This is a genomic window from Geopseudomonas aromaticivorans (assembly GCF_019097855.1).
GTDB classification, from domain to species: Bacteria; Pseudomonadota; Gammaproteobacteria; order Pseudomonadales; family Pseudomonadaceae; genus Geopseudomonas; species Geopseudomonas aromaticivorans.
The window spans coordinates 1-10,903 of the sequence record NZ_JAHRGL010000032.1 but is presented as its reverse complement, the minus strand read 5'-3'; the positions used below and the strand labels follow the sequence as shown (position 1 = coordinate 10,903).

General features: G+C 66.3%; 9 protein-coding genes and 1 pseudogene. 4 read left to right on the top strand and 6 right to left on the bottom strand.

All coding sequences use genetic code 11. The annotated features are described in order from the left end of the window. Positions 1-387: 387 nt before the first annotated feature. The 5 genes from KRX52_RS13045 to KRX52_RS13025 all read right to left on the bottom strand — a co-directional run bounded on the left by KRX52_RS13045 (position 388) and on the right by KRX52_RS13025 (position 7,069). Complete coding sequence (locus KRX52_RS13045) at positions 388-978, bottom strand: hypothetical protein (RefSeq protein WP_217682162.1); 591 nt, start codon at positions 976-978, stop codon at positions 388-390. Positions 979-1,231: 253 nt separating this feature from the next. After that, positions 1,232-1,381: a hypothetical protein gene (locus KRX52_RS13040; RefSeq protein WP_217682161.1), complete on the bottom strand. Its 150-nt coding sequence runs from the start codon at positions 1,379-1,381 to the stop codon at positions 1,232-1,234. Between the two features lie 387 nt (positions 1,382-1,768). Further along, entirely contained in the window at positions 1,769-3,088 is a 1,320-nt protein-coding gene (locus KRX52_RS13035; protein ID WP_217682160.1) for an ammonium transporter, read from the bottom strand. A 98-nt stretch (positions 3,089-3,186) separates the two neighbouring features. Next, a complete protein-coding gene (locus KRX52_RS13030) occupies positions 3,187-5,529 on the bottom strand; it encodes a trimethylamine N-oxide demethylase (protein ID WP_217682159.1) in 2,343 nt (780 codons plus the stop codon). Between the two features lie 169 nt (positions 5,530-5,698). Continuing rightward, positions 5,699-7,069 carry a trimethylamine monooxygenase gene (locus KRX52_RS13025; RefSeq protein WP_217682158.1) on the bottom strand — a complete coding sequence of 457 codons (1,371 nt, stop codon included), beginning with the start codon at positions 7,067-7,069 and terminating at the stop codon, positions 5,699-5,701. A gap of 394 nt (positions 7,070-7,463) precedes the next feature. Here KRX52_RS13025 and KRX52_RS20810 point away from each other — a divergent pair. The 3 genes and pseudogenes from KRX52_RS20810 to KRX52_RS13015 form a co-directional block, all read left to right on the top strand. Next, positions 7,464-7,646: pseudogene (locus KRX52_RS20810) on the top strand (LuxR C-terminal-related transcriptional regulator); the annotation flags it as partial. A 27-nt stretch (positions 7,647-7,673) separates the two neighbouring features. Continuing rightward, a complete protein-coding gene (locus tag KRX52_RS20805) occupies positions 7,674-8,051 on the top strand; it encodes a PAS domain-containing protein (protein WP_367890545.1) in 378 nt (125 codons plus the stop codon). A 528-nt stretch (positions 8,052-8,579) separates the two neighbouring features. Continuing rightward, the gene (locus tag KRX52_RS13015; RefSeq protein ID WP_217682156.1) at positions 8,580-8,909 is read left to right on the top strand and encodes a hypothetical protein; all 330 of its coding nucleotides are present in this window, start codon (positions 8,580-8,582) and stop codon (positions 8,907-8,909) included. Positions 8,910-9,071: 162 nt separating this feature from the next. On the opposite strand, the gene qhpR is transcribed toward KRX52_RS13015, so the two are convergent. Beyond that, a complete protein-coding gene (qhpR, locus tag KRX52_RS13010) occupies positions 9,072-10,139 on the bottom strand; it encodes an AraC-like transcriptional regulator QhpR (RefSeq protein ID WP_437439704.1) in 1,068 nt (355 codons plus the stop codon). A gap of 379 nt (positions 10,140-10,518) precedes the next feature. Here qhpR and KRX52_RS13005 point away from each other — a divergent pair. Next, positions 10,519-10,903: aldehyde dehydrogenase family protein (locus KRX52_RS13005; RefSeq protein WP_217682154.1), on the top strand; the 385-nt coding region annotated here is incomplete at its 3' end.

Sequence of the window (10,903 nt, the reverse complement as noted above, 5' to 3'; positions counted from 1 at the left end):
AAAAACCGTCAAGAGCCTGTGGGGGAGCGTCGTGTTCCTGCAGCGTCCCGCAGCGGCTCGGCTGCGGGACGCCGAACCTGCCTATTGGGCTCCTGCCGGCGACTCATTGCGGACTCGCCAGCGCCTCACTCCACAGGGAGAAATCTAGGTGGTGTGATCTGTTCCAGGAGAGGGCGGCTGTGCTGCTGCAGGCGGAGCGTGCAAGCAGGCGTGCGAGGCTGCGGTCGGGGCTTGTGAGGTCGGTGTGCTGTAGGACGGTAACGCCATCCGTGGCGGAGCCGTCATGCCTGGGCGAAGGGGCTGGTGAATGCAGCCTCCGGTCGAGGCGGTGGGCGTGTCCTTGTTGGTCTGCGCGGGTGCCGCGGTTGGCAGTGCAAAGGGCCGTTATCAGTGGTTGGTGCTGCCCATCAGCACGTTGTACTGCTTGCGGCTGAAACCGACGGTCAGCGGGGCGCCTTCGTAGCTACAGGCGACGTTTACCTTCAGGCCGCGCTTGTGGTCGTAGTAGGTGTGGTTGTCGGGCTTCTGGATGGCCAGTTCGAGATCCGCAGCATTCATGCCCAGGGTCTTAAGGGCCGCAGCCGAGTCGATTTCCTGCTTTGGATTGCAGGGTGCGCTGCCTCGGAACTCCACATCCGCATAGCCGACCGTCCCGCCGCTGGCTTCCAGATAGACGTGATGCCCCTCGCTATCAAACACAATGTTATTAGCCTGGTTAGGCTGCACGCCGGCACGCTGGGCGGCCTCTTTTACCGGCATGTCGAGATACTTGAACGGAGTGCTGGCCGGCTTTTCTTCGGCAATGGCCAAGTTTGTACTCAAAAGCAGCACGACAGCTGAAACAACGCAGCGCATATTCATTTTTCTAATTCTTCTCGTTGAAAGTAAAAACACCCATGTATGAAAAACCTGTACGCAAGGGCTTTTCATGCCGGTGGCGAGTATGCCGAAGTGGGGCGCGAGATCGAAGTCGATCAAGGTCTTACTCTCAGGGGGGGCAGTTCACGTTTTGTACCGGACAAGCGTGCGCGGCATCACATTTTATCGGCGCGCAGGTGGGCGTTGGTAATCAGCGCCACAGGGAACTATTCAGGAAGTGCCGGGTCAGGGGTAATACGTGTGCGTTTGTGGGCAGGCCAAAGACGCGGGACGTATACATCGCTGCGGAGCAGGCGGATCAGCGCTCTCGGTTCGATCCGCGTACTGGCATCGGTCTGTCATGCGGCTTCGGTCAGGCGAACTCGGTCGGCAACAGATACCCGGCGATGGGATCGTGCCGCTTGCCGGTCAGGGCGCGACGCACGGCCGTGGTGCGCTGCTTCAGTCGGCGCGGCTGAACACCCTTGAAGGTTTCACCGCTGCGGGTAAGGACAGGGCGCACCGGCAATTGCACGAGCTGCAGGTCGTAGGTGCCGATGGACAGGTCGCTGTTCCTCGATCACAAATGGTACATGTCGACCAGGGTGGAAGTGCCTGTACAGCTGGCCGTGGTGTGGATTCTGCTCGAACAGCGCCTGCGACGAGGAAGGATAGCTGCTGGTCGCTTCGGAATTTCAAAGAGTTTTTTCAGGAGGATACAGGTCGAGCAGAGTCGGCGCGTGCTTGCGCTCAAGTCGGGGCGGCCTGCTCGCAAATGGGCTACGGCCCGGCGAAGTCGCTGGCATAGTCGCCGCTCGCGATGGTCAAGTTTACCCTACCGGAACGACGCGAGCCCTGGCCGCGTCGCGATCCAGGGCTCGTCCGTAGCCAGCCTAGGCTGGTCCTGTGATCAGTTGGCGTACTTGTAGCCGACTTCGCCGTGGTTGGAGAGGTCGAGGCCGTCGACTTCGTGCTCCTCGTCGACGCGCAGGCCGCCGCACAGCACGGCGGCGAGCTTGAACGCGAGCCAGCTGCTGAGCGCCGAGTAGAGGATGCTGAACAGCATCGCGCCGCCGTTGATCGCTAGCTGGTCGAGCAGGTCGCGCCCTTCGGCGAAGCCCTGGCCGCCGAGGGTGGTCATGGCGAATACCGGGGTCAGCAGGCCGCCGACGATGCCGGCCACGCCGTGCACGCCGAACACGTCGAAGGCGTCATCGAGGCCGATCACCGGCTTGAGCTTGTCGACCGCCCACACACAGATCGGCGCGGCGATCAGGCCGAGGCAGATGGCGCCCATCGGGCCGACGAAGCCGCACGCCGGGGTGATCGCCACCAGGCCGGCGATGGCGCCGGACACCGCGCCGAACATGCTCGGCTTGCCGCGGTACTTCCACTCGGCGAGCATCCAGGCCAGGGCGCCGGCGCAGCTGGCCAGCATGGTGTTGACGATGACCAGCATGGCGAAGCCGTTGGCTGCCAGCACGCAGCCGCCGCAGAAGCCCAGCCAGCCGACCCACAGCAGGCAGCCGCCAGTGACGGTCATGGTCATGTTGTGCGGCGACAGGGTCGCGGTGCCGAAGCCGCGGCGGCGGCCGATCAGCCAGGCGCCGACCAGCGAGGCGATGCCGACGTTGAGGTGCACCACGTTACCGCCGGCGAAATCCTGCACGCCGAGGTTGAACACCCAGCCGCCGCCCCAGGCCATGTGCGCCATGGGGATGTAGTTGATGGTCAGCCAGATCGCCATGAACACCATGACGGCGGCGAACTTCATGCGCTCGGCGAACGAGCCGACGATGATCGGCGGGGTTATCGCGGCGAACAGCAGCATGAACAGGAAGTACAGCAGCTCGGGAATGCTGCCCTGCATCGAGTCCGGGCCGACGCCCTGCAGGAACAGCTTGTCGGTGCCGCCGATGATCGCCTGCAGGCCGCCGCCGTCGGTGAAGGTCAGGCTGTAGCCGTAAATGGCGAACAGCAGCGCCATCAGCGCGGCGCCGGAGAACACCTGCATCTGCACCGACAGCACGTTCTTGCTGCGCGCCATGCCGCCGTAGAACATGCCGAGGCCGGGCAGGGTCATCAGCAGCACGACCAGCGAGCACACTACCAGGAAGGCGGTGTCGCCGCTGTTCAGGGCCGGGGCCGTTTCTTCCGCCGAGACGCGGAAGGCGCTCGCCAGCAGGAGTGTGCCGATCAGGCTGCGACATATAAGGCTGAATCGCTTCATGGTCTGTTCCTCTCTTAAGGGTCGATAGATGATCAGGGAACTGGCAGCGGACGCCGGCGGGCGGCCGGCGCGCTGCGCGAATCGCGGGCCGGCGGCGCTCAGGCGCGCACGCGGCTCTTGTCCGGGTCGTAGAAGATCGGCGCGGTCACCGTGGCGGCGATGCGCTTCTGCTGGCCGTCGAGCTTGCCGATCTCCACTGGCGTGCCGGGCTCGCAGTAGCCGATGTCCAGGCGGCACAGGGCGACGTTCTTGCCGGTGATGGGCGAGCGCGTGGCGCTGGTGACCACGCCGATCTGCGCGCGGCCGTCGCGCACGCAGTCGCCGTGCTGCGCCGGCTCGTTGCCATCCAGCACCAGGCCGACCAGCTTGTGCTGCGGATGGGCGCTGCGCCGCTCCAGCGCGGTCCTGCCGATAAAGTCGTCCTGCTTGGATTTCAGCGGCACGCAGAAGCCGATGCCGGCCTCGAACGGATCGGTCTGGTCGCAGAATTCGTAGCCGGCGAAGATCAGCCCGGCCTCGATGCGCAGGGTGTCCAGCGCGTGCAGGCCGAGCGGCACCAGGCCCAGCGGCTCGCCGAGCTGCCACAGGCGCTGCCAGACCTGCATGGCGTCGGAGGGGGGGCACCAGATCTCGTAGCCCAGCTCGCCGGTGTAGCCGGTACGCGAGACCATGATCGGGCAGCCGTTGTAGTCGCCGAGGCGGCCGACCAGGAAGCGGAACCAGCCGAGTTCTTCCAGCTTCGGCTGGCTGGGCGGCGTCCAGATCATCTGGCTGAGCAGTTCGCGGCTTTTCGGCCCCTGCACGGCGACGTTGTGAATCTGCTCGGAGGCCGACTTTACCCACACCTTCATGCCGAGCTTCTCGGCCTGCTGGCGCAGCCAGTCGCCGGCGAAGTCCTCGCCGCCGATCCAGCGGAAGGCATCCGGGCCGAGACGCAGCAGGGTGCCGTCGTCGAGCATGCCGCCGTGCTCGTAGCACATCGCCGAGTAGACCACCTGACCGACCGCCAGCTTGCGCACGTCGCGGGTCAGGCAGTAGTTGAGCAGCGCCTCGGCGTCGGGGCCGAGCACCTCGAACTTGCGCAGCGCGGACAGGTCCATCACCGCCACCCGCTCGCGGCAGCCGTGGTACTCCTCGATGGCGCCGAAGCCCGAATAGTGGGTCGGCGTCCACCAGCCGCGGTAGTCGATGAAGTTGCCGGTCAGCGCGCTGGTGCCGGGATGGAAGCCGCTCTCGCGGGTCAGCACCGGGTCGGCGTCGGCGGTCTTGCGGGTGGCCATGGCCATGCTGAAGCGCTCCTTGGCGGAATAGACGCGGATGTGGATGTCGGTCGGCTGCCAGCCGTTGGCCGGGTCGATGTCGTCCGGGCAGGAGCTGCTGGCGCAGACCAGATCGGTCATCGCGCGCAGCAGCACGTAGTCGCCGGGACGCGACCAAGGCTCGTCGAGGGTCAGCTGCTGGTGGGCGTCGATCCCGGTGTTGAAGAAGAAGTTGATCGCCGGCCAGCCGGCCCTGGCAGTCACGCCATGGGCGGCCAGCGCGCGGCTGAGGTTGTCACTGCAGTTTGCGTGCCCGAAATAGCCCTGGGCCTCGTAGTAGCGTGCGGCGCAGGCGAGGGCGAAGGTGTCGTGGCGGCCGACGGTGTCGCGCACCACCTCGAGCATCGGCTGCAGGTTGCGGTCGAAGAATTTGGAAAACAGCCCCGGGCCCGGATAGGCGTTGCCGTTGAGGGTGCGGGTGACGGTTGGGTCGAGGTCGATCTCGCGACCCGCGTCGAGGCCGCGGCGGTCGAAGGCGACGAAGTCCGAGCACTGCCGTCCGGCCACGTCGAGCACCTGCAGGTACTGACCGGCCTCGACCACGTAGTCGCGCGCCGTGCCGGGCTGGATGGTGAACTCGTCGACCAGCTCGCCGAGCGGCGCCGGCAGTGGCGGCGCCAGCACGCTGCGTGGGTTGGCGCGCTGGATGATCAGGCGCAGCTCGCTGGCGCGCTGCTGGCAGTCCACCGCAACCCGCCCGCCGGGGGCGGCGACGATAACCAGCAGTTCGGTGGCAGCAGTGAGGTTGCGGGAGAAGCCGGCCGGGGTGTCGCCGTCCCACAGGCGGGCGGCCTCGGGCAGCTGGCGACAGTCGATGTCGCGTTTGGCCAGGCCCAGGCGGGTGTGCACCGACTCGGCGCTGCCATCGCCGAGCAACGCGCCGATAAAGCGCGCGCCGGGGGTGGCGGTCAGGCCGAGGTCGGCCAGCGCGGCGCGACCACTGGCGGCGAAGGCCAGCAGCTCGGCGCTCTGCCGGCCCTCGAGGTCGATCACTTCGAGACGGTCGCCGGCGGCGAGGGCGACCACGGTCAGCCCGCCCGGCGCGACGCGGTGGCGCTCCAGCGCCGGGGCGCGGGCGAACAGCGCAGGTTCGCGCGGTCGGGAAATCACGGGCATGTGCATGCAAGGCTCCTGCGCGGATGCGCGGCGGAAGATTCCGGGTGGGCTTTGGCCCATCTGCTGGGAGGTCGCTGGTGTAGGGGGGATGGCCGCCCCGTGGAAAACCGCGTAGCGTTTTCCACCACGCGCTCCCATGGTGGGCAACGCTTCGCGGTTGCCCCCTACGAGGGAGTTAGCCGACCGCCTTGAGCGACTGCTCCGGCTGGTCGGCGAGGTAGGCGGCCATGGAGTCGTCCAGCGCATCCAGCCAGGGGGTGTGGTGGGGAGTGGCCATCGTGCCGGTCATCAGCGAGCGGTGGCACTTGTTGCGATAACCCATGATGTCCTCGTACTTGTCGTGCTTCCACTCGAGGAAGGTCTGGTTCACCGCGGCGATGTCGAAGCTCGGGTAGTCGGTGGCGTCGATCAGCTGCTGGATGTACTTGCCTTGGAACTCGAACATTTCCTTGGCGTTCTGCAGGGTTTCCTCCTCGGCGCGCCAGGCCAGATTCTCGGCGTGCATTGCCTCCGCGCTGGGCAGGGCGATATGGCCGAGCAGCACGTCGCGCACGTACCAGGCCTGGGCGTCGAACATGTTGAAGCTGTACCACTGGTCCTGCATGCCCAGGTAGATCAGCTTCGGGTTGTCTTCCCAGAACACGCCCTTGTACAGGTTCAGCGGCCAGAGGCGGTTGTCGGTCTTCAGGCACAGCTCTTCGGGCAGGAAGGGGAAGTGGTGCTTGTAGCCGGTGCACAGGATCACCGCGTCGATGTGCTTGTGGCTGCCGTCGGCGAAGAACGCGTTGTGCCCTTCGACGCGCTCGAGCAGCGGCTTCTCTTCCCAGTTGGCCGGCCACTGGTAGCCCATCGGCGCGCTGCGGTAGCAACTGGTGATCGAGCGGGCGCCGTACTTGTAGCACTGCGAACCGATGTCCTCAGCGGAGTAGCTGGCGCCGACGATCAGCACGTCCTTGCCCTTGAATTCCAGCGCGTCGCGGAAGTCGTGGGCGTGCAGCACGCGGCCGGCGAAGCTCTCGAAACCCGGGAAGTAGGGGACGCTGGGGGTGGAGAAGTGGCCGCTGGCGCAGACCACGTAGTCGAAGGTTTCCGCGTAGGTTTCCTTCGTCGTGTAGTCGTGCACGCTGACGGTGAACAGCTCGCTGGCCGGGTCGAAGCTCACGTGGCGCACGGCGGTGTTGAAGCGGATGTAGTCACGCACGCCGGCCTTCTCGACGCGGCCCTTGATGTAGTCCCACAGCACTTCGCGGGGCGGGAAAGAGCCCATCGGCCGGCCGAAGTGCTCGTCGAAGGTGTAGTCGGCGAACTCCAGGCACTCCTTGGGCCCGTTCGACCACAGATAGCGGTACATGCTGCCGTGCACCGGCTCGCCGTTCTCGTCGAGGCCGGTGCGCCAAGTGTAGTTCCACATGCCGCCCCAGTCCTGCTGCTTCTCGAAGCACACCAGCTCGGGGATCTCGGCGCCCTTGGCCTTGGCGGACTGGAAGGCGCGCAGCTGGGCCAGGCCCGAGGGGCCGGCACCGATGATGGCGATGCGAGTGGTCATGGTCTTCTCCCAAACGGTGAAAGTTGCGGTTTCTTGGGAAACAAAATTTCCCGATGGGAATGAGGGTACTGCAGCGGCGGCGCCGCGAAACTCTGCCGGTGGAGATACGCCGTTGGGGGTAGGCGCGACGCGATGGGCACCGCGAACAGGCAGAGAAGGCGCAGGGCGCCTCGGCGTGGTGCAGGTGGCGGGGGTACCGGCAACGATTCGCCGGGGGAAAGATTGTTTACTGCGGGTTGTGGCTCGGGACGAGAAAAGGCATGGAACTTGCTGCGTTTGCCCACGACCTTTTCTGCGAGGGAGGACCCATGGTGCCTCAGCCGATCACGCACATCCGCCCGCCGGGGACAGGCCGATGAGCGACAACCCCCGTCTGCCGCCGTCCGAGCAGTGCGCCGGCCTGACCGAGCGCGAGCGGCAGACCCTGGCGCTGATCGCCGAGGGCCTGAGCAACAAGCTGATCGCCCGCCAGCTGGGCATCAGCGACGGCACGGTGAAGGTCCACGTCAGGCATCTGCTGTGCAAGCTCGACCTGCACTCGCGTCTGGAGCTGGCCGCCTGGGCCCACCGCGCTAGCGAGCAGCTCCAGCTGCCGGTGCCGGGCATGCGCAGCCTGCCAATCAGCCCGCTGGACCTCGGCAACCTGCTCGATGACCTGCCGCTGATGATCTACCGCTGTCGCAACGATCCGCACTGGAGCATGGCCTACGTCAGCGCCGGTTGCCTCGAGCTGACCGGCTACAGCGCGACGCAGCTGCTCGGCAGTCGCCGGCTGAGCTACAACAGCCTGATCCACCCGGCCGACCGCCACCACGTGTGGCAGGCGGTGCAGCGTGGCCTGCAGGAGGGCCGTCCGTTCAGCATCGACTACCGGCTGCTGTGCGCCGATGGCCGCGAGCGTGCGGTGCAGGAGCGCGGCTGCGGCATCTACGGCGGCAGCGGCGAGGTGCTCGAGCTGGAAGGGGTGGTGATGGCGCGTTAGCGGGACTCATGCGGAGCGATCCGCTACCTTCGTACTGGCTCCCGGTAGTGCTTTTGTAGTGCGACAAAAAATCCGCTACAAAATTGTTGACGAGGGCCTTCCGAAATTGCAGGATGGAGTCACTCCCAGATGCGGAGGCCTTGCTAAAGGGCTTCGGCGTCTCTCCGGCCAACCAGCCGGACCCTCCGTGTTTGTACTGCCCACAAGGCAGACTGAAGAAGTTGACTGGCAGGCTCGTCTCCGGACGGCAAGCGCTGGTGAAACGTCCTCATGATGCTGGCTGTGGCCGTACGCCGTCCGGTTACGCCCTCCGCTTGGCATCTGCAGGCCCCTCGCCGGCTCCTTCCGCCCCAACGAACCCGTCACAGGCTTCAAAGCTCTGCCGCCTGTAGTTCGCTTGGATCAGCGCTACACCAGGCTCAGGTTGAGATCAGACCCCCGTGCACACGCCGGCCTACCGCTGGCGGTATCCGGGTCTACCCAAAATCAGACCGACGTTTTTCGATCAACAATTAAGGGGCTCACACCATGAATCTGAACGACCAGCACACTCCCGAAGACCTGGCCAAACTGTTCGCCGCTCGCAAGGACACCCACGGCAGCCACATCCTGTGGGTTAGCGAGTGCGGCCAGGTGCACCTGGACACCCTGGCGCCGGAACTGGGCGAGGAAGAGTTCGCCAAGCGTACCCCGAGCATGCGCGCCCGCCTGCGCACCTACCACCGTGGCAAGGGGTATGTGGGCAAGAAGGCCGCCGCCGACAAGGAATTCATCGGCCGCGTGTACCAGACCCTGCAACAGGAATGGCCGGCAGTTCGCAGCAAGTCCGAGATCGCCTACATCGATCGCTACTGCTGATCCCGGCTTAAACGAGCAACACCCTCAGGTTTCGCCTGGCCCGTCATGGGCCAGGCTTTTTTTGCGTGCGTGTTTGCCCGGCGGACTCGCCGCGCTTGCGCAGAGACAGGGGAGGGGCGACAGGGGGAAGGGGGTGGTCGTCCGTGACCGGAGTGCGGGCGCTCAGTGGGCGGTGTGGCGCCACTGCCGCGGGCTGACGCCGAACCAGCGGCGAAAGGCGCGCGAGAAGGCGCTGGTTTCCGAGTAGCCGAGCAGCGGCGCCAGTTCGGAGATCGGCAGTTGCTGCTGGCGCAGGTAGTGGGCGGCCAGCTCGCAGCGCACCTTGTCCACCAGCTGGCTGAAGGTCATGCCCTGCTCGCGCAGGCGGCGCTGCAGCGACCAGCTGGCCAGCCCCATCTGCTCGGCAACGTTCTCCAGCGTCGGTTCGCCGGCCAGCAGCTGCTGGCGCACCTGGGCGCGGGTGTCGTCGACGATGTTCGGCGCCTCGCGGCCGGCCAGGCTGAGCTGGCGCAGCGAATCCTGCATTACCAGCAGCAGGGTCGGGTTGTGTTCGGGCATGGCGCGGCCGAGATCGCGCTTGGGGATGATCAGCGAATTGCACGGCTGCTCGAAGTACACCGGGGCATCGAACATCTTGCAGTGCTCGTGCCAGTGCTCCGGACGCGGATGCTCGAAGTGCACGGCACGCGGTGCCCAGTGGCTGCCCAGCACATGGCGGATCAGGTTGAGGGCCATGCCCAGCGTCAGCTCGGCGTCCTGGCGGCGGACCAGGATGGCGCCATGGCGCACCTGGTAGTCGAAACGGTAGTGCTCGCCCTCGTCGACCAGACGGATCAGGCTGTTGCGCTGGTGCAGCGGAAAGGCGCGGGCGAAGTTGATCAGCGCCTGCTCCAGGGTCGCCGAGCACAGGCCGATGTAGCCGAGCAGGCCGAGTTCCTGCGGCTTGAACTGCTGGCCGTAGTACAGGCCGAAATTGTCGCAGCCGGACTGGCGCGCGGCTTCCTCCAGCACCTGGCAGTAGTTGGGCAGCGCCAGGCTCAGGGTCGGGTGCTGCAGCAGCTCGGGGTCGATGCCCGAGACGCCGAGGATGCGGTCGGGATCGCCACCCTGTGTGGCGATGAAGGTGCACAGGCCGCTGGCAGCCGCGGCCAGCACGCCGCTGTGGCGTTGGCTGGCGGACAGGTCCGGCACACCGGCCAGGCCGGCAGGGGAGACGGGAAACGGGGGCATGGAAAACATCTCAGCAGAAACAACCGGTAATTCGAAGCAAGTTTCGCGCCCTGCCCCGTGACGCCGGTCAGTTGGCCGCCAGCCCAGCGCTCACGCGGGGCGCCGGCGCCGCGCCGCACTTCGGCGGTGCAGGCAACGGGTGCTTTGGAAACACGCGAACCGCGACGGTGCGCGCGAGTTGACCGCAGGTGACAGGTCCTGCCGGGGGCGGAAAAGTTGACTTCAGACGACAGCGCCTGGTTCTCGCGGTCAAGTCGGGGGCGCGGCTGCGGTGCATGATCGATCCCAGGCCGCAGCGAAACGCGGCGGGCGAGGGAAGAGCCCGCGAGCCACTCGCGCACCGCCACCACTACAAGAATCGTCGTTTCGGAGAAGCCGCATGATCTACGCACAACCGGGCAGCGCTGGCGCCATCCTTTCCCTCAAGCCGCGCTACGGCAACTACATCGGCGGCGAGTTCGTCGCGTCGGTCAAGGGCCAGTACTTCACCAACACCTCGCCGGTCACCGGCGAAGCGATCGGCGAATTCCCGCGCTCCAGCGCCGAGGACATCGAGCTGGCGCTGGACGCCGCCCACGCCGCCGCCGACGCCTGGGGCCGTACCTCGGTGCAGGACCGCTCCAACCTGCTGCTGAAGATCGCCGACCGCATCGAGCAGAACCTCGAACTGCTCGCCGTCGCCGAGACCTGGGACAACGGCAAGGCCGTGCGCGAGACGCTGAACGCCGACGTGCCGCTGGCCGTCGACCACTTCCGCTACTACG

Excerpts from the sequence above, each read along its gene's own strand:
- KRX52_RS13035 (WP_217682160.1), bottom strand. The coding sequence starts at position 3,088 with ATGAAGCGATTCAGCCTTATATGTCGCAGCCTGATCGGCACACTCCTG.
- KRX52_RS13030 (WP_217682159.1), bottom strand. The coding sequence starts at position 5,529 with ATGCACATGCCCGTGATTTCCCGACCGCGCGAACCTGCGCTGTTCGCC.
- KRX52_RS13025 (WP_217682158.1), bottom strand. The coding sequence starts at position 7,069 with ATGACCACTCGCATCGCCATCATCGGTGCCGGCCCCTCGGGCCTGGCC.
- KRX52_RS20805 (WP_367890545.1), top strand. The coding sequence starts at position 7,674 with ATGCGCAGCCTGCCAATCAGCCCGCTGGACCTCGGCAACCTGCTCGAT.
- KRX52_RS13015 (WP_217682156.1), top strand. The coding sequence starts at position 8,580 with ATGAATCTGAACGACCAGCACACTCCCGAAGACCTGGCCAAACTGTTC.
- qhpR (WP_437439704.1), bottom strand. The coding sequence starts at position 10,139 with ATGCCCCCGTTTCCCGTCTCCCCTGCCGGCCTGGCCGGTGTGCCGGAC.